Below are 18313 nucleotides of genomic sequence, written 5' to 3' on the forward strand. Positions count from 1 at the left end.
TCGCTGCTCCTTAATCCGGCAGGCCGGGTGGGTTGATCAGCGACTTGTCGACACGCTCCACGTCCAGGCCCCAGCGTTGCAGCACCTGTTCGTATTGGCCGCCGGCAATCGCGCTTTCCAGGGCGGTATGGATCGGCTTGACCAGGCCGTTGTCCTTGCGCGTGGTCACGGCGATGTCGGCCTGCAACGGCCAACCGCCGTTGACGGTGCCGACGCGCTTGATGCCGCCGGTGATCGCGGCCGAATAGGCGTACACCGAGTTCGGCCCGAACAGCGCGTCACTGCGCCCGGACTGCACCGCCAGTTGCGCGGCGGCCTGGTCGTCGAAGTACTGCAACAGCGCGGGCTTGATCCCGGCCTTTTCATTCGCTTCGTTCCAGGCCAACAGGACTTTCTCCTGGTTGGTGCCCGAACCAACGATGATCTTCAACCCGGCGATGTCCGAGGCCTGCTTGATCGCGTTGATCTTGCTGGTGCTCTTCACATAAAAGCCGAGCACGTCCTGGCGATAGGTGGCGAAGTCGAAACGTTTCTTGCGCGCCTCGGTCACGGTGACGTTGCTGATCACTGCATCGTATTTGCCCGAGCTGACGCCCAGCGGCCAATCTTCCCAGCTGGTCTGCACCACGTTGAGTTGCAGGCCAAGGCTGTCAGCGACCAACTGCGCGGTGTCGGCCTCGCTGCCGATGGTGGTCTTGTCATCGCTGGCCAGCAAAGCCAGGGGCGGCCCGGCCACGCCGGACACGGCCACGGTGAACTTGCCGGGCTGGGCGAACTTGAAGCCCGGCGGGATTTGCGCGATGGCCGCCTCGTTACGCGGCACATGGATGCGCACGCGGTCGGGGCTGAGGTCGACCTGTTGCACGGCGAACGCGCTTTGCGCGGTACTGACGGCCAGCGCCAGCAGGGCCACACGGGCAGTAGAGATAAACATGGGCAGTCACTCCTTGAGCTAAAGCACCTTGCCGAGAAAGGCCGCGGTGCGAGGATGTCGGGGTTGGCGGAAAATCTGTTCGGGCGGGCCTTCTTCGATCAACTGGCCGTCGCAGAGGAACACCACGTGGTCGGCGACTTCGCGGGCAAAACCGATTTCGTGGGTGACGATCACCAGGGTCACGCCGAGTTGGGTCAGGCCCTTGATCACGTCGAGGACCTCGCCCACCAGCTCCGGGTCGAGGGCTGAAGTGGGTTCATCGAACAGCAGCACTTTCGGGTCCAGGGCCAGGGCGCGGGCGATGGCCACACGTTGTTGCTGGCCGCCGGACAGCTGGCGCGGGTAGGCGTCGGCCTTGTCCGCCAGGCCGACCTTGGCCAGCAGCGCCGACGCCCTGGCCTGGGCCTCGGCCTTGCTCCAGCGCTGGTGGGCCAGGGGCGCTTCGGCGATGTTTTCCCAGGCGGTGAGGTGCGGGAACAGGTTGAAGTTCTGGAACACGAAGCCGACGTCGATGCGGCGTTTGAGGATTTCGCGTTCTTTCAACTCGTAGAGCAGGTCGCCCTTGCGCCGGTAGCCGACGTATTCACCGTCGATGGTGATGTGGCCGCTGTCGATCTTTTCCAGGTGATTGATGGTGCGCAGCAAGGTGGACTTGCCCGAGCCCGATGGCCCGAGAATCACCGTGACCTTGCCGGGGTCGATGGTCAGGTCGATGTCTTTCAACACCTGTTGATTGCCAAAGCGCTTGCCCACGCCCTGGATTTGAATACGACCGGCGCGGGCTTCACTCATGGGATTTCTCCTTGAGCCAGCGCGTGATGCGCTGCAACGGCGTGGGCGGCAGCACCCGCGCAGTGCCACGGGCGAAGTAGCGCTCGACGTAGTACTGCGCACTGGTCAGCACGGTGGTGATGATCAAGTACCAGACCGTCGCCACGATCAGCAGCGGGATCACCGCCTGGGTGCGGTTGTAGATGACCTGCACGGTGTAGAACAGCTCGGGCAAGGCCAGCACGTAGACGATGGAAGTGCCCTTGACCAGGCCGATGATCTCGTTGAAACCCGACGGCAGGATCGAGCGCAGCGCCTGGGGCAGGATGATCCGGAACACCCGCCGCGACGCCGGTAACCCGAGGGCGGCCGCCGCTTCGTGCTGGCCTGCGTCCACACCGATCAGGCCGCCACGAATGATCTCCGCCGCGTAGGCCGCCTGCATCAGGCTCAAGCCCAGCACCGCCACGGTGAATTGGCTGAGCACGTCCACGGTGGACCACTCGGCGAACACCAGGTCTGTGAACGGCACGCCCAGCACAATGTGGTCATACAGGTAGGCGAAGTTGTACAGGATGATCAGCACCAACAGCGCCGGCATCGAGCGAAAAAACCAGATGTAACCCCAGGCCAACGCGGCCAGCAGCGGCGAGCCCGACAGCCGCGCCAGCGCCAGGCCGGTGCCGAGGAGCATGCTGAACAGCGTGCTCAGCAGCGTCAGCAACAACGTCTGGCCGAGGCCACGCAGCACCGACGGCGAAAAGAACCACTGGCCGAACACGCCCCACTCCCAACGCGGGTTGGTGGCCAGGGAGTGCACGATGCCGAGCAGTACCAACGCGGCAAAGATCGACCCGGCCCAGCGCCAGGGATGCCGCGCGGGGACGACTTGCAGGGTCTTGATCGGAGTGGCGACACGCGCCGTGCGGACCGGGCTGGCGTGCTCGATCAGATCATAGGGTTTGGCGACGATGGGCATGTTCTCTTCCTCGCGGGTTGTGGCCTTAGAAGGCGTAAGTCAGCCGGGTGTAGTAGTAACCGCCGGTAAAACCGAAGGGCGAATAGGTGCCGTAGCTGCTGACCATGGTGCTGCTCGGCACGCCTTGTTTTTTCGGGTAGACGTCAAACAGGTTCTTGGCGCCGACGGCGACGTTGAGGTCTTTGGTGAGGTTGTAGCCAAGGTCGAGGTCGGTGATCCACTTGGCGCTGTAGACCCGGTCGAGGCTGCGGTCGGCGGAGACGTTGACCTCCTTGTAGGAGCCGTAGCGGGTCAGGGCCAGGTTGAGGTTGAAGCGCTCGATGCTCCAATCGCCGCCGAGGATCAGCTTGGTGCTCGGCTGTACGCCGGTGATCAGGTTGCGCGCCTGGCGATCCATCAGGTCGTAGGAGGTGCCGAGGATCGTGGTGGACTCCTTGTAGTTGAGGATCCTGGTCTGGTTCCAGTTGAATGCGGCGGTCCACTTCAGCGAACCGTATGCACCGAGGTCCTGGTTGTAGTTGCTGACCAGGTCGAGGCCCTTGGTACGGGTGTCGGCACCGTTGATGAAGTACTGGCCGCCGGAGGTGGAAGTGATGCCGTTGCCTTGCAGGACTTGGGTGATTTGCGGACCGAGCAAGGTGCCGGTGAGGGTGATGCGGTCGCGCAGGTTGATCACGTAGGCGTCGGCGGTGAAGCTCAGGCGGTCGGTGGGTGTGAGGGTGAAACCGAGGCTGAAGTTGGTCGAGCGCTCGGGTTTCAACTCTTGTGCACCGAGGGCCTGGGCGGCGGCCGAACCGACCGGCAGCACACCGTAGTTGATCGACTGATACACCCCGTCCACCACGCCATAGGTGGTGGAACGCGCACTGAACAGGCTGTTGGCCAGGGACGGCGCGCGGAAGCCATTGCTCACCGTGGCGCGCACGGCGAATTGTGGGGTGAAGTCATAACGGGTGGTCAGCTTGCCGCTGCGCGTGGCGCCGACGCCCTGGTTGTAGTGTTCGTAACGCAACGCGGTGCCCACGTACCAGTCCGGCACCGGGTTGAAGCCCACGTCCACATAGCTGGCCAGGCTGTTGCGCGAGGCGGTGGCTTCTTCATCCGGCGAAATGCCGTTGGTGACCTGCGCCCCGGACGACGCGCAATTGCCCGGGGCCACGCAGTAGCCGCCGTTGGCGTAGGACGCATAGTCACCGGCCTGCACCTCATAAGTGTCGCGCCGGTGTTCGAAGCCGTAGCTCAGGTCCAGCGGCTTTTGCAGGCCAATGTCGAAGCCGCGCTTGAAGTCGAGGTTGGTGGTCAGTTCGGTGGAAATCCACGTGCCCGAGGTGAAGTGATTCGGCGTGGCCTCGCCCAGGGACGGGTTCTGGTTGTGGGTGGTGCCCTGCTCCGCGTCGTTGCGCCCGTAGGTGGTGGACAAATCCCAGTCCCACTCGCCGACGGTGCCTTTGCCACCGAAGGCGGCCTGGAAGTCGTCTTCGTCGATAAACCAGGTCGGCGTGTAGCCGCCGGGGTAGCCGTTGGGGCCGGTGGTGATGGTGTTGGTGATGGTCGGCAGGCGGAAGTTCTGGCCCTGCTCGGCCTTGCGCCGCGAGTAGGTGGTAAAGGAATACAGGCTGAAGCTGTCATCGAGCGGCAGCTCGGCGTTGTAGCCCAGGGTCAGCAGATTGGTCTTGGGTGTGCCGTAGCCGCCGTAGGTAGAACGCCCCGCCTGCTCATGGGCCTGGGCGTAGGTGTAACCGTTGGCGCTGGCCTTGTTGTCATCGTTCTGGCTGCGCGCATCAAGGGCCAGTTGCACAATGCCGCCGTTGCCGATTTCAAAACCCTTGTTGAGGCTCTGTTGCACGGTCTGTTTCTTGCCGTCGTAACCCAGGCCTGCGTTGGTCACCGAGGTGCCGCTGGTGTCGGCCTTGAGGATCACGTTGATCACCCCGGCGATGGCGTCCGAGCCATATTGGGCGGCGGCGCCGTCACGCAGGACTTCCACATGGTCGATGGCGCTGATGGGGATCAGGTCAAGGTCAGCCGGCGCGGCGCCGGTGTTGATCCCGTTGATGTTCAGGGTGGCGCTGGTGTGGCGACGCTTGCCATTGACCAGCACCAGCACTTCAGCGGCGCTCAGGCCACGCAGGTTGGGCGCGCGGGCGATACCGCTGGCGTCCCAGCCGGTTTTTTCCGGCAGGGTCAGCGACGGGATCACCGCACTCAGGGCTTCCATCAAACCGGGCTTGCCGGTGTTCTGCAATTGCTTGGCGCTGACCACATCGATCGGCACCGCGCTGCTAGTGACAGTGCGCTGCTCGGCGCCACGGTTGCCGGTGACCACTACGGTCGAAAGGGTGCTGTCATCCTGGGCCTGGGCGGCGTTGGCCAGCATTGCCAGGGCCAGTACGGCGGTGGGTGTTAGCGCTTGCTTCATAGCCATTCCTGCTTATCCAAATCGCGAAGTCGGGCAGCCACGCGGTCGTGCGTGGTGCTCGTTTTTTGGGGGGTGTGGCGGCGATTGGGGGCTAAGGCGCGTGCGGGGTGTGAATCGGCAACATACGTTGAATTCCCTTCCAACGATTCTGCTACGGGCATGATTACCCGGTTATGGGAGCAGAATCTGAATCACGATGAGTACCATCCGAGGTCAGGGGTAGGCTGTTGCGATCAAACATAACGGAATGGGTTTTGAAAATATAATGCTGTTTTGGTCTAAGCTAATATTCTTGTATTTCATTATTTATGGATTTTTTATACATATAAATGATGTTTTTGAGTGCATATCCATTGCTGCGATAACGGCGGCTCACTTTTGAAAAGCGCAAACCACAGTTCCATCTGAATACATGGAGATCCAAATGTGGGAGCGGGCTTGCTCGCGAATGCGGTGTGTCAGTCAACTCATTCATTGGCTGATCCACCGCATTCGCGAGCAAGCCCGCTCCCACAGTTTTGACCCCGTTCAACCCGCACATACCGAGACGCCGGGTTAGCCGCACTGGGTCTAGGCGAGGTGCCGAGTGTTGGGGCGTGACCACTCGGCCTGTTGCGGATGCAACCTACATCCGCCTAGGAAGCATCTGACTTCTCGCGTCTGCCCTTCACGCCTTAGCGTGCGTGTCCCTGCCAAGCAAAGGACATCGCCGACATGCGCCGCTATTGGATTACCAGAGGAGCCAAGACCACCGCCGGGGGGACCGTGCTCAGCGGGTTGCAGGGCTATGCGATCAGGGGTGTAGACATCGCCCTCGAAGGCCATCCGGTGTCTTGCCCGGTGTGCGCAACCACTGGCGTCATTGCGTGCATCGGCCCACGTCTGAGCCAGAACGCGCACGGGCGAAAGGTCGCCCTTTCGGACGATCTGTGCGACTGCCAATGCGACCCGCCACCGCGCTTGATTGCCGACCAGTTCGAGCGTTATCAGACCATCACCGAAACAGCCTCTGCACAGGCCCGAGTCACGCCAGAACCCGCCTCCCTAGCTCGTGCACCAGGCTCCCGGTCATCCGCTGCGCTGCTCAACGACCAGATCGAGTCAGCCTGCGAGCGCGCCTGGCGGTTCTATCAGAAACAAGCCGAAGACCTCATCGCACCGCACGGCAAACTGATCGCCGATCCCAAGCTGCGCAATCGCGTTATCAACGCGGCCTACGCGCAGCTCTGGCAACTGGATCAGCGCTTTCAATGGGCCGGGCTTGCGGCATTTGCGTCCAAGCAAGTGGGGTGTGGCCTGCTGCATGCGTCGGACGCCATCGAGAAGATTCAGGCCGAATATGAAGCAGCCGAGCAGTTGCGCAGAAGTGCCAGGAGTGGGGTCTTCGGGCTGTTCAGTGCCGAGGGGCGCGAACGCCGCGCGCGACTGCAGGCGTACGAGCAGCGGCTGCGCGAGTATGAACAGGCGCAGCGCAACAACCCTGTGCCGGGGCTTGATTTGAGACGGGTCGGTGACGGCTTGTCGGCCGTGCAGCAGCTGTATCAGCACGTGTATGAACGTTTGGCGCTAGGCAATACCACGTTGTTTTTGGATGTATTTCCGTTGCACGCGTTCTACAAGGATCGGGGGTTGGCGTTGTTGGAGCGGTGTTTGCCGTTGCGTAAAAATATTCATGCCGATGGTCAGGCGGCGGTGTTGTGGCCGGTTGGGCAGGAGACGCTTGAGTTCGGCGCTGACCACGACGAGATCCTGCAATCTTTCCGAGCGATTGACGCCGGTAATATTGCTGAAGGGGTTGAGCATCTTGCGTGGCATGAACAACAAAACATCCTCCAACCGACACTCTATAACGACCCCAAGCTGGTAGCCCTACTGCGCAGCAACCACTTTTCATACATTACCGATATACCATCCGGAGTAGCGCAAGCTATCGAACTGACACTGGCGAGCCAGTGCAAACCATTTGATGACGAGCGCACCGTCGGTTTCAGCAAAAACCCTTTCGCTAACCTGGCAGCTATAGGGCAGCGCATGCAGTTCGTCCTGAAAGCGGCTACGCAGTTTGACAACTTGTTGAATGGCACCGAGCGTCATCAGTTAGAACGGGCACTTGAAGACATCGCTGAAGGTCGAGGTGTTCGATGAGCAGGCTCCCAAAGGGAAGCAGCCGATATGCCGTACTAGTGATATTGGCGGGTGTTTTGCTGCTGGGGATCACCCGCTTTTTTTTCAGCGATCCGGAAATTGCATTGGTGCTAGGAGAGCCTTGGGAGCAAATGCGTCGACGCTCTAGTGCCCCGATTGATCCCGCCATACCTGGGCACTCCTGGGGCCGCCTTGCGAAATCCGATGCTCACCTTCGTTTTATTGACCCTGAATACGGGTTCACAACGCCCAAGGCTCGCTTCTTTACGGTGAGTTTCGACAGAAATGAACGGGTCCGCGGTATCCGTATGTCCCCCCAAGTCGAGCCCCTTGTACTCGACGACACACTAAAGGTTGTTCTTGACCTACAAGAACAATGGCGCAAGGGCGGCTGGGTGCCCATCAGGGTCCGGTACGATCCGCCGATAGAGAACACCCCTGAATGGCGTACTCGATTGCGCGAGCGCCATTCGAACAATGTTTCGTACTGGCATGCAGGCCAGAAGTACCAAATCAGGCTGGGAGTGCGTCGTTTCCAGGACGACAGGCGCCGTGACGAGGAGCGTTTTCTCATAACACTGAGCTTGGGCAAACCATGGACTCAGCCATGAGCAGCAAGCCATTCGCCAACTTGGCCGATACGGATATACCCACCGAACCAAAGCTATCGCCCGGTGCATCTTCAATTGGACGGCCGCAGCAACTGCATCTGCTGACGATAATCATCCGTCACCTGCCGCGCCTGGCTGCCGCTGGTAATCACCCTTGGTGTGATCAACACAATCAGCTCGGTACGGTCCTTGGACTTGCTGGTGTTGCCGAACAACCAGCGCAAGCCGGGGATTTTGCCGAGGTAGGGCACCGCACTCACGGATTCGGCGTTGTCCTGCTTGATCAAGCCGCCGAGCAGCACGGTCTGGCCACTCTGTACCGCCACCTGGGTGGAGACCGAGCGCGTGGAGATGCGCGGGTTGCTCTGCGTGTCGCTGGCCGCTTGGGTCTCGGCATCGCTGACCTGCTGCTGAATGTCCATGTACACCAGGCCACCCGGGTTGATCCGTGGCACCACGTCGAGGATCACCCCGGTCTGGACGTATTCGACGCTGCTCAGGGTGGTGTCCGAGGTGCCGGTGTTCACCGTGGTCTGGCTGATGGGAATGTTGTCGCCCACCTGGATCTGCGCCGGCTGGTTGTTCATCACCACCAGCGAGGGCGCTGACAGCACCTGGGTGCGGCCGTTGGTTTCCAACGCATGCAAGGCCACTTGCAGGTTGGAGCTGACAAACGAGTAGAACAACGAATCCGTCGCCCCCAGCCCTGCCCCGCCGCCGCCCAGGGCGCCTTGGCTGCCGGCGGTGTTGGCCACGGTGGTGCTGGCGGAATTGCCCGCCAGGCGCCCCAGGTACCACTGCACCCCGAGGTCCAGTTCACCGCTGAGCTTGACCTCGAGAATGCGCGTCTCGATCTGCACTTGCAGCGGCGGGTTGTCGAGGCGTTTGATCGCCGATTCGATTTCTTTCCATTGCACCGGACGCGTGCGTACCAGCAATTGGTTGCTGCTCTTCTGCGCGGTGATGCGGGTGCCGGCGTCGAGGCTTTTGGCCGGGGCGTCCTCAGTGGCGCCCTGCTCGGGATTGTCCTGGTCGGACTCGGGTGCCTGCTCCTCATCATCGGCAACAGACGGGTCGTTGTTCAGATTGTTGCTCAGGCCGCCGGGCGTGCTGCCCGACGTGCTGTTGGTGCCTGGCGACGACAGGGTCGCCGTGCGCAAGCCCGGCGCGACCTTGGCCGGGGCATCATCCTTGATCGCGCCGGTACCGTAGATCTGCCGCAGGTATTTGGCGAGGTCGGTGGCCTTCATGTTGCGCACGTCGTACACGTACATCTGCGGCTCGTTGCCGCCGCCTTCGTCGATGGTATGAATCCAGTCACCGACCTCACTGAGGTACTGCGGCTGCGACGAGATCGCCACCACCGAGTTGGTCCGTTCGATCGGCAGGAAGCGCACCATGCCGGCCAACGGCATGCCACTGTCGGGGCCGAACATTTTTTGCAGCTCGGGCATCAACTCGGCCACCGACGCGCGCTGCAAGCCGAACACACCCACCGACATGCCTTTGAGCCAATCCACATCAAAGGTGTCGATGGTGTCCTGGTAGTTGGCCAACTCCTCCGGCGTACCCGCCAGGCTCAGCACGTTGCGCGCCGGGTCCACCAGCAGGAAGGCATTTTCCCGGGCGAAGGGCTTGAGCAGTTTCTGCATCTCGGTGGCGGAAATGTAGCGCAGCGGGAACAGCCGCGCCGACAAACCATTGGACGGCTGTGCAACACGCATCTGCGGCACCAGCTTGCCCGCCACGGCTTGGTTGGCGGGCAGGATCACATAGCGGTTGCCCTGTTTGATCATCGCGTTGTCGGTCCAGGACAACAGGGTCTCGAGGATCGACAGTGCCTGCTGCTTGTTCACCGGTTTGGAGGTGGAAAAACTGACGTTGCCTTTCACACCCTGGGCGATGCTGTAGTTCTCGTGCAGCAGGTCGCCCATCACGCTGTTGATCACCGCTTCGATGGGCTGGTCGGCGAAGTTGAACACAATGTCGCCGCCGCTCTGCTGCGCCGCTGCCGCCGTCGTGGGTGGGCGCACGAATTGCTGGTTGCCACGGATCAACTGGCGCTGCGGCGCAGCCTTGGCCTGTTGGGTGTCGGCCGCTACCGCCGGCTCACTGGCCGGGTCCTGCGGCGGACGTTGTGAGCCGGTGCCCTGCATCGCCTCGTGCATGAGCGCGTCATCGGCGTCGAGGTGGTCGGGCAGTGAGCCGCAGCCACCAAGGGAAACGGCAGTGGCCAGGCAAAACGCGGTGGTACGCAATGTATCGATCAAGGGGTGGGCTCGTGAGGAAGAGTAATCGGGGGGGTGGTCGATGGCGGCGGCAGACGCAGGGCCTTGAGGCTCAAGGTTTGCGTGCGGCCATCGAGGGCGAAGTGCGCTTCGCGGGGTGTCAGGTGTTCCAGGAGCCAGCCGTTGGGCAGGGCCTGGCCTTGGTGGATTTTCAGCGCGGGGCCGTCGGCCGGCTTGAGCAGCGCCACGCGCAGCTCGCCGTCGAGAACAATGCCGGTCAACACCAGGCTCGACAGGCTCGACGCCTGCGCCTGGCCAACCGCGCGATCAGGGCTGCGATCGGGGCTGAACAACGGCGTCTGCCAGGTGCCGGCCAGGCTTTCCAGGCTCGCCTGCGGGGCGGCCAGCACCTTGGCCGCCGCGGTGCTGCGCGCGCTCGGCGCGGGTGCCGGCAGCCACTGCGGCGCGTCGCCGATGCTGCTCAAAATGCCAAGCATCAACAGGCCCAATGCCGTCGACAAACCCAGCAAGCCCCACTCGAGGGGGCGCAATACCGGAATCATCGGGCCACCTGTCCGGCGCCAGCCGGTTGCAGATAACCGCGCACCAGCAGGTGCACCACCAGCTTCCCGGCGCCACCGCTGGCCGGCGCATCGGCGCGGCGGCGGATGCTCATTTCATCCACGAACAGGAACGGCCGCTGGTATTCCAGGGCATGCAAGATGGCGGTCAGCGGTTCGATGGCGCAGTCCAGGGTCAGGCTGAGCTTGACCTGGCGGTACGGCTCGCTGTCGTCCTGCTCCGGGGTGATCGGCATGCGCTGGGTCAACTTGCAGCCGCCGCCGAGGCTGACCTGGCTGCTGATCAGGTCGGCGACGCGTTGCATCAAATCGGCGGCCACGGCGCTGGGGTCGTCACCGGGCAACAGGCTGGTGCTGCTCGCCGGGTCCTGGCGCGCCTGCTCCAATTGCTCACGCAACGACGCGCCCTGCTGCAACAGCCCGGCGTAACGTTGCTGCTGTTCGCGCAGTTGCTCGGCGCGCTCGCCCATGTCGCGCAGCGGGCCGGCGAACCAGCTGTCGATCAACAGCCAATACGTCGCGCCCAGCACCAGGGCCAGCACCAACAGCGCGGCGCCGCGACGTTCACGGGGTGTCAGGGGTCGGCGCATCGTTGGCCTCCTGGTGCAAGTGGGCGCGCAGGGCAAACTGATCCTTGCCGGTTTGCGCATCGGGCTGGATCACCCCTTCGAACCTGGCGTTTTCCAGGCTGCGGCACGCCTTGATCCGGGTGATCAAGGCGCTGGCCTTGGCGCTTTGCCCGGAGAGCGACACCTCGGCGCCATCGGTGATTTCCAATTGCTCGATCCAGGTGTCGGCGGGCAGGCAGGTGGTCAACTCGTTAAGCAGTGCCGCCAAGGGCGGCTGGGCGGCTTTGCGGCGGGTCAGGTAGTTCGCTGCACCGCGGGTATTGAGCAGTTGCTGACGCAGCTGCTGGACCTGGGCCACCTGGTGTTTTTGCTGCTGGACGCTGGCGTGCATCACATCCAGCACGCGCTGGCGGTCGTTGAGCCACAACAGCATCGCCGCAATCACCAACGCCGCGCACAGCCACGGCAGGCTGCGTTGCAGGCCCTTGCCGCGGGCGCGCTGGCGTGGCCGCAACGGCGCGGGCAGCAGGTCGATGCCCAGGCCCGGCACATCGACCTGATGGGGATGCAAACCCAGGGCTGCGCAGTCGAGCAGGATCTGGTCGAGGCGTGTGCGCTGGATCGCCACCAGCGTCACTTTGAGGTGCGTGCTGGTGCGCCGCTCCTGGTGTGCGACGAAGTACAGTTGCTCGGCGTCGAACGGGGTGAAACGGTCAAGTTCATAACCGACCACCGCCGTCAGGTTGCGGGCCGCCGCCAGCGGCAGTTGCAGGCTCTGCACCAGCACCGTCGAAGGCGCAAGCAGCAACACCTGGCGCACATTCTCGGGCACCGGCCCTACCGGCGCCGTCAACGGCCAGGGGTAGCTGCGCTCAGGTGGCTCGTGCGCCAGCAACCACGCCGGCAGGCAGCCGCGCAGTTCGTTGAGCCACAGGCGCCAGCCTTGCAGCAACAGGCTGCCGCGCCAGCGCTGGGCAATGGGTTGAGCCCACTGCTCAAGTTGCGCCAAGGGTTTGGATAACGATCGATTCATTCTTGCCAACGCAACACCCGATACGGTTGTGCGCTTCCCTCCGATGGGCTCAATAAAACGGTGACTTGCAACCGCGCGTGGTAACCGCCAGGGCGTTCTGCCCGGCTGCTGATCACCAGCACTTCGCCGGGATCAGCCCCCACCGTGCTTTGTTGCGGCAGGTTCAAGGCCTTGCGCAGCAGTGTGCTGGCGAAGGCGGGATCGGGCCGGTCCAGGCCGCTCCATAAAGTGATCTGCGGCACCAACCGGCTGTACAGCGCCTGGGTCATGCCCGGCAACTGACGCAACTCTTCAACCACCCGGAACGGCGCCACACCTTGATTGCGGCGGGTTTCCAGGTCCTTGGCCAGGCGCGCAGCCTGGGCCGCGGAAGCGCCGCAGGCCAAGGCCACGCGGGCGAAATCAGCCGGCTCGGCACTGTTCAGATACAACTTGCCGCGCTCGCTGCGCAGGCTTACACGCAACTGCGCGTCGTCAAATACCAACGGCATTTGCCGCCCATCGGCGACCCACTGTTTGCGCTGCAGCGGATCAGCCAGCGCCTGCATCACCAGCGCGACGCCCGCCTCCGCCGCCAGCACGGCCTGGGTGTGCTGGCGATGCCACGTCGCCTGGCGCGTCTGCAGTTGCACCCACCCGGCCAGGCCACCGAGCAACAGGCTGAGCAACGCCAGCACCCACAGCACCAGCAACAAGGCCACGCCGCGTTGCTGCTTCATTGATCCGACGCTCCGCCGGACAGGTTCAGACGCAGCGCCACCACCTGGCTGACCCACGGCACCGGCCCGCCGACCGTGGCGTCGATACGCACCGCGTAAGGCAGGCGCTTGGTCCACGGCCATGTGCTGATCCAACCAGTGGCCTGGCCTTTGGGGGACACGCCGCGATAACTGAATTGCAAGGCCTCGACATCGCGCAGCAGCACCTGCGGCTCACTGCGCGCGGCCGGCACGCTGACCTGGGCGGTGGATTCAAAGCGCGCGAACGCCACCTGCAAGTCATCGCCGTGCAGTTGCAGGGTGAAGCGCTGAATTCCACCGCCAAGCACCCCAGGCAAGGTCGCGACAAACTGCAGGCGCTGCGCCGCGCCGACAAAAAAACCGGGGGTCTGGCTGTCGTCTTCGGTCACGTCCAGTGGCAGCGCTTCGCTGATCGCCGTGCGCAAAAACTGCTGCGCGGCGCGCATTTCATCCAGGCTCACCGTGTAGCGCTGGGCCTTGAGCACCGCACGGTTGGCACCCAGCAACGCGCCGCCGACCAGGGTCAGCAGCACGCCGAGCAAGCTGAGCACGATCATGATTTCGAGCAAGGTAAACCCCTGCTGGCGCCGGTTCATAACGGCACCTTGTCGCTGGCGGCGCGCAATTTCAGCGTGCTGAACTGCGCCTGGCGCGGCCCTTCGCGCACCGTCAGATCGAGGCGAAACAAACGCGGCTGGCCCAGGCGCGTGGGTTGCTGGGCGATGTGCAAGTGCCAGGCGATGCCCGCCAGGTTGCCCTGGCGGATGCCACTGGCCAGCGGCCCCGCCGCTTCCTGATCGAACACGCTGAGCGCCGCGTGGGTCAGGCGATCACTGTGCTGGACCTGCAACAACGACCGCGCGCTCTGGCCAAACGCGACCAGCAGCACCGTGCTGCAGATCGCCATGAGCATCAGGGCGGCGAGCATCTCCAGCAGGGTGAACCCCGCCTGGCGCTTCATGGCAACGCCTTGGATTGCACGCTGCCGGTCAGCCAGCCGATGTCGATGCGCCAACGCCGACTGCCACTGGCCAGCAACAGGTTGCCGCCGGTGGAGCTGCCATCCGGGTAGAACGCCACTGCAGCGCCCACTTGCTCGGCGGTGTGCAGGGTCACTTGCAGGTCGGCCGGCCAGTGCCTGGGTGGCCGGTCGGGGGCCTGCACGCTCAACCCACGCAGATCAAACACAGTCGTGGCGGTGTGCCCGCTGACAATCGCCCGCGCCCGCGTGCTGCGCAGGGCATCGACGATCTGCCCGACCGCCTGGCGCTCGCGGGCGGTCTTGAGCCCTTGTTGCAGGCCAAACCCGAGCAACCCGGCGGCGATGCTGATCAACACGATCACCACCAGCATCTCCAGCAAGGTAAAGCCGCGTTGAGGGTTGGGCATGGTCGCGGGTTATTCCCAGTTGCCCAGGTCGGCGCTGTAGCCTTCGCCGCCGGGCTGGCCGTCCTGGCCGAAGAAGATCAGGTCGAACGCACCGTGCTCACCGGGAAAGCGATAGCCGAAGGCATGCCCGAACGGGTCCTTGAGGTCCGACGGCTTGGCGTACGGGCCGGCCCAGCCTGCGGCATTGGCGGGCTTGTCGACCAGCTGTTGCAGGGTCTTGGGCGGTGAGCCGACGTCCAGCCCATAGCTTTCGATCTTCATGCCCAGGCTCGCCAATTGCGCCTTGCCCGCGCCGTATTTGCCCTTGTCAACATTGCCGCCGACCTGGCGGACCACAATGGTCGCGACGATGCCCAGCAGCACGATCACGGCGAGCATTTCCAACAGGGTGAAGCCGCTTTGGCGGCGTGCAGGTTTCAAGCGCATGGGGGTGGGTCCTCGGGGGTTCATATATTGCTGGTCAGGCTCATCAGCGGCAGCATGATCGCGAGCATGATCACCGCCACCAGCACCGCCATGACCACGGTCAGGGACGGCACCAGTGCGGCGAGCAGGCGGTCGATGCCGCGTTTGGCTTCAACGTCGAACACATCGGCGACCTTGAGCAGCATGCTGTCCAGTTCACCGGCCTGTTCGCCGACTTCAATCATTTGCAGGGCCAGGTCCGGCAGTAGCGGCTCGGCGCCGAACGCGCTGGCCAGGGTGCCGCCGCCTTTGACCGACTCGGCCGCCTGGGCGACCTGGGCTTGCAGCGCGCGGTTGGTGCAGACCTGGCGCGCGATCACCAGCGCTTGCAGCAAGGCCACGCCATTGCTCAACAAGGTGCCGAGGGTGCGGGCCAAGCGTGCGGCTTCTACGCGCTGCAACAGCGGGCCGATGACGCGGATGCCAAGCACGCGGCGGTCGTAGCGTTCACGCCGTTGCGGGTTGCGCAGGCGCGCGGCCAGGGTCCAGATCGTCACGATAGCCCCGGCCAGGACTGCCAGGCCCCAGGCGCCGAGGAACTGGCCGAGGCCAAGGATCACTTCGGTAATCAACGGGATGGGGACACCGAGGTCTTTGAAGATCGGTACGAACTGCGGCACCACGTAGGCCAACAGCAGCGCCAGCGAACCGAGCACGCCCACCACCAGGAACGCCGGATAGATCAACGCGTTGATCACCTCGCCCCTCAGGAGCTGGCTGCGCTCCAGGTAGTCGCTGAGCTGACGCAGGGTGTTTTCCAATGCACCACCGGCCTCACCGGCGCGGACCATGCTCAGGTACAGCGGCGAGAACTGGCTGCCCTCTTCTTCCAGGGCCTTGGATAACGGTTTGCCGGCCTTGACGTGTTCGCGGATTCGCTCGATCAAGGCGCGCATCTGGGGCTGGCCGGGCTGCTTGAGCAGGATGCCCAGCGAGCGTTCCAACGGTTGCCCGGCGCCCAGCAGCGTGGCCAGTTGCTGGGTGAAACTGACCAACGCCGCCGCCTTCAACTGGCCGCGCCCCAAGGCCTGGCGCAGGCCCTGGCTGCCCGCCGGCGCAATCTGCAACAACAGCAGGCCGCGCTTGTGCAGGGCGGCGACGGCAGCGGCCTGGTCCTTGGCTTCGAGGGTGCCGTTTTGCACAGCGCCCTGGTTGTCGAGGGCGCGGTATTTGAACAGGCTCATGTGCCGTCGCCCCGCGTGACGCGCAGCACTTCTTCCAGCGAGGTCACGCCCGCCACGGCCTGGCGCAGGCCCTCTTCATGCAGGGTGCGCAGGCCGCTGCGGCGCGCGGCGTGTTCAAGGGTGGTGGCGTCGGCCTGGCGCATCAGCAGGCTGCGCAGTTCGTCGTTCATCACCAGCAATTCGGTGATTGCGCTGCGCCCGCGGTAACCGCCGCCGGGGGCATCGGCACGCGGGCGGTAAAGCCGGATCGGACGCGCATCGGTAAAGCGATCCAGGCCGTGTTCGGCGATCAATTCGGGCGGTGCGTCAAAGGCTTCGCGGGTGGCCGGGTCGAGACGGCGGACCAGGCGCTGGGCGAGGATGCCGTTGACCGTCGAGGCTATCAGGTAGCTTTCCACGCCCATGTCGAGCAGCCGCGTGATACTCGCCGCCGCGCTGTTGGTGTGCAGCGTCGACAGCACCAGGTGGCCGGTCAGCGACGACTGGATCGCGATGCGGCAGGTCTCCAGGTCACGGATCTCGCCGATCATGATCACGTCCGGGTCCTGGCGCACGATGGAGCGCAGGGCTGCGGCGAAATCCAGGCCGATGGCGGGCTTGACCTGGATCTGGTTGATGCCTTCGAGCTGGTATTCCACCGGGTCTTCGACGGTGATGATCTTGCGTTCGGCGGTGTTGAGCCGCGACAACGCGGTGTACAGCGTGGTGGTCTTGCCCGAGCCGGTCGGCCCGGTGACCAGCAGGATGCCGTGGGGTCGTTCCAGCACCTGCAAAAACGCGTCGAGACGCTGGCCGTCGAAACCCAGGCTCTGGAAATCGAACTGCACGGTCTGGCGGTCGAGCAGGCGCATCACCACCGATTCGCCAAAACTGGTGGGCACCGTGGACACCCGCAAATCCAGCTCCTTGCCCTGGATGCGCAGCATGATGCGCCCGTCCTGGGGCAGGCGGCGCTCGGCGATGTCCAGGCGCGCCATGATCTTCACCCGTGAAATCACCGCCGCCGAGGAGCTGGACGGCGGCGCTTCGGCCTCGTGCAACACGCCGTCGATGCGGTAGCGCACCTGCAACTGGTTTTCGAAGGGTTCGATATGAATGTCCGACGCCCGATGTTCCACGGCGCGTTGCAGGATCAGGTTGACCAGGCGGATTACCGGCGCTTCGGAGGCCATGTCCTTGAGGTGTTCGATGTCTTCCAGCGCGCCACCCTGCTCGTCGAGGTTCTCGATCAGGGTGCCCATGGCCGAACGGCCCTGGCCGTAGTAGCGCTCGATCAGCGTGTCGACTTCATTGCGCGGGCCGATGGCCAGCCAGATCGGCACCCCACAGGCATAGGCCAGCGCCTGGAACGGGTACGCCTGCGCCGGGTTGGCGGCCAGCACGCTCAAGCCGTCATCGCGCCACCCCACCGGTACCACCTGGTAGTGGCGCATGAAGCGTTCGGTGAGGCTGGGCAACGGGTCCAGCAACGGTGGCGCGGCATCGGCGAGCAACAGCGGCGCGCCGATCAAGTCGGCCCAGGCCTTGGCCAGTTCGACTTCGGAGACCAGCCCCAGGCGGGTCAACAGGCTGAGCAACCCGGCCTCGTCAGACTCCTGGGACAAGCGCCGGGCACGCTCCAGGTCGACGGTTTTCAAACCGGCATGCTGCATCAGCCAGGCGCACACCTGTTCGGTGGTCGGGATGGGCATCTGGCAGGCATCGACGGGCGTTGCGGGACTTGGCATGAGCAGCTATCTGAGGGACTAGGTAAAAACCCTTGTGGGAGCGGGCTTGCTCCCACAAAGAGAGGGGCGCAGCCGTTAGTTAGAAGCCTTCGGCGCGACCTGCTGGCCATTCAGCGGGCGACCGCCGCGAGTGGTTTCGGCCTTCTGCTTTTTGACCGCCTTGGCGTCGTGGGCCTGGGTGATCACCGTGGAATCGGTGGCGCCGGACTTGGCATCGGCGTCGGTGGATTCAGCCGCCATGGCCGCGCCACTCAGTGCAACACCCAGGACTACACCGGCACTCAACAGGGATACTTTCATCGATTTTCTCCAGATCAAAAAACAGCGATTTGCTCGAGTGGCGTCTTGAATCGGCTCAAGACCCTACACCAAAGCGTTGTATATGACAGCACGTATAAAACATGGCCTTTTAGAACTACCGCGCAAAGCCACTAGTTCGCCATTGCTGCATATATTTTCTTAAACCAATCGACTGGTAGGTTTAGCCTTAGTTCAAAATCGTAATGAAATATTTCTTATTTCACGCAAAAAATAGCTT

Annotated in this window: 18 protein-coding genes; 2 read left to right on the plus strand and 16 right to left on the minus strand. The window is 63.6% G+C overall.

All coding sequences use genetic code 11. The annotated features are described in order from the left end of the window. Positions 1-10: 10 nt before the first annotated feature. The 4 genes from IB241_RS02255 to IB241_RS02270 are packed head-to-tail and all read right to left on the minus strand — an operon-like array spanning position 11 to position 5103. Complete coding sequence (locus IB241_RS02255) at positions 11-934, minus strand: ABC transporter substrate-binding protein (protein ID WP_192296774.1); 924 nt, start codon at positions 932-934, stop codon at positions 11-13. 18 nt (positions 935-952) lie between these two features. Further along, the gene (locus IB241_RS02260; RefSeq protein ID WP_192296775.1) at positions 953-1726 is read right to left on the minus strand and encodes an amino acid ABC transporter ATP-binding protein; all 774 of its coding nucleotides are present in this window, start codon (positions 1724-1726) and stop codon (positions 953-955) included. Next, positions 1719-2684, minus strand: a complete 966-nt coding sequence (locus IB241_RS02265; protein ID WP_192296776.1) for an amino acid ABC transporter permease — start codon at positions 2682-2684, stop codon at positions 1719-1721. The genes IB241_RS02260 and IB241_RS02265 overlap by 8 nt, the downstream gene beginning before the upstream one ends. 25 nt (positions 2685-2709) lie before the next feature. After that, on the minus strand, positions 2710-5103 hold the full coding sequence (locus IB241_RS02270) for a TonB-dependent receptor plug domain-containing protein (protein WP_192296777.1): 2394 nt from the start codon (positions 5101-5103) through the stop codon (positions 2710-2712). Between the two features lie 714 nt (positions 5104-5817). On the opposite strand from IB241_RS02270, the gene IB241_RS02275 reads away from it, so the two are divergent. Beyond that, positions 5818-7248: a PAAR domain-containing protein gene (locus tag IB241_RS02275; protein WP_192296778.1), complete on the plus strand. Its 1431-nt coding sequence runs from the start codon at positions 5818-5820 to the stop codon at positions 7246-7248. Beyond that, positions 7245-7859, plus strand: coding sequence for a hypothetical protein (locus IB241_RS02280; protein ID WP_192296779.1), 615 nt, complete (start codon positions 7245-7247; stop codon positions 7857-7859). The genes IB241_RS02275 and IB241_RS02280 overlap by 4 nt, the downstream gene beginning before the upstream one ends. A gap of 71 nt (positions 7860-7930) precedes the next feature. Here the strand turns inward: IB241_RS02280 and gspD are convergent, their stop codons facing one another. The 12 genes from gspD to IB241_RS02340 all read right to left on the minus strand — a co-directional run bounded on the left by gspD (position 7931) and on the right by IB241_RS02340 (position 18075). Beyond that, positions 7931-10129 (minus strand): type II secretion system secretin GspD, encoded by a 2199-nt coding sequence (gene gspD, locus IB241_RS02285; protein ID WP_192296780.1) that lies wholly within the window; start codon positions 10127-10129, stop codon positions 7931-7933. Continuing rightward, entirely contained in the window at positions 10126-10650 is a 525-nt protein-coding gene (locus tag IB241_RS02290; RefSeq protein ID WP_192296781.1) for a general secretion pathway protein GspN, read from the minus strand. The genes gspD and IB241_RS02290 overlap by 4 nt, the downstream gene beginning before the upstream one ends. Further along, positions 10647-11258: a type II secretion system protein GspM gene (gspM, locus tag IB241_RS02295; RefSeq protein ID WP_192296782.1), complete on the minus strand. Its 612-nt coding sequence runs from the start codon at positions 11256-11258 to the stop codon at positions 10647-10649. Before gspM ends, IB241_RS02290 begins: the two co-directional genes overlap by 4 nt. Then, positions 11233-12270 carry a PilN domain-containing protein gene (locus tag IB241_RS02300; protein ID WP_192296783.1) on the minus strand — a complete coding sequence of 346 codons (1038 nt, stop codon included), beginning with the start codon at positions 12268-12270 and terminating at the stop codon, positions 11233-11235. Before IB241_RS02300 ends, gspM begins: the two co-directional genes overlap by 26 nt. Next, positions 12267-12989: a general secretion pathway protein GspK gene (locus IB241_RS02305; protein ID WP_192296784.1), complete on the minus strand. Its 723-nt coding sequence runs from the start codon at positions 12987-12989 to the stop codon at positions 12267-12269. Before IB241_RS02305 ends, IB241_RS02300 begins: the two co-directional genes overlap by 4 nt. Beyond that, on the minus strand, positions 12986-13606 hold the full coding sequence (locus IB241_RS02310) for a prepilin-type N-terminal cleavage/methylation domain-containing protein (RefSeq protein ID WP_192296785.1): 621 nt from the start codon (positions 13604-13606) through the stop codon (positions 12986-12988). Before IB241_RS02310 ends, IB241_RS02305 begins: the two co-directional genes overlap by 4 nt. Then, positions 13603-13971, minus strand: a complete 369-nt coding sequence (locus tag IB241_RS02315) for a prepilin-type N-terminal cleavage/methylation domain-containing protein (RefSeq protein ID WP_192296786.1) — start codon at positions 13969-13971, stop codon at positions 13603-13605. Before IB241_RS02315 ends, IB241_RS02310 begins: the two co-directional genes overlap by 4 nt. Beyond that, the gene (locus IB241_RS02320; RefSeq protein ID WP_192296787.1) at positions 13968-14399 is read right to left on the minus strand and encodes a type II secretion system protein; all 432 of its coding nucleotides are present in this window, start codon (positions 14397-14399) and stop codon (positions 13968-13970) included. The genes IB241_RS02315 and IB241_RS02320 overlap by 4 nt, the downstream gene beginning before the upstream one ends. A 9-nt stretch (positions 14400-14408) precedes the next feature. Further along, entirely contained in the window at positions 14409-14825 is a 417-nt protein-coding gene (gene gspG / locus IB241_RS02325) for a type II secretion system major pseudopilin GspG (RefSeq protein WP_192296788.1), read from the minus strand. A 20-nt stretch (positions 14826-14845) separates the two neighbouring features. Beyond that, positions 14846-16048, minus strand: coding sequence for a type II secretion system inner membrane protein GspF (gene gspF, locus IB241_RS02330; RefSeq protein WP_192296789.1), 1203 nt, complete (start codon positions 16046-16048; stop codon positions 14846-14848). After that, a complete protein-coding gene (gene gspE / locus IB241_RS02335) occupies positions 16045-17775 on the minus strand; it encodes a type II secretion system ATPase GspE (RefSeq protein WP_192296790.1) in 1731 nt (576 codons plus the stop codon). The genes gspF and gspE overlap by 4 nt, the downstream gene beginning before the upstream one ends. Before the next feature lie 75 nt (positions 17776-17850). Beyond that, positions 17851-18075, minus strand: a complete 225-nt coding sequence (locus IB241_RS02340) for a hypothetical protein (protein WP_192296791.1) — start codon at positions 18073-18075, stop codon at positions 17851-17853. Between the last annotated feature and the right edge of the window lie 238 nt (positions 18076-18313).

This window comes from Pseudomonas sp. PDM05 (assembly GCF_014851685.1).
Classification (GTDB): domain Bacteria; phylum Pseudomonadota; class Gammaproteobacteria; order Pseudomonadales; family Pseudomonadaceae; genus Aquipseudomonas.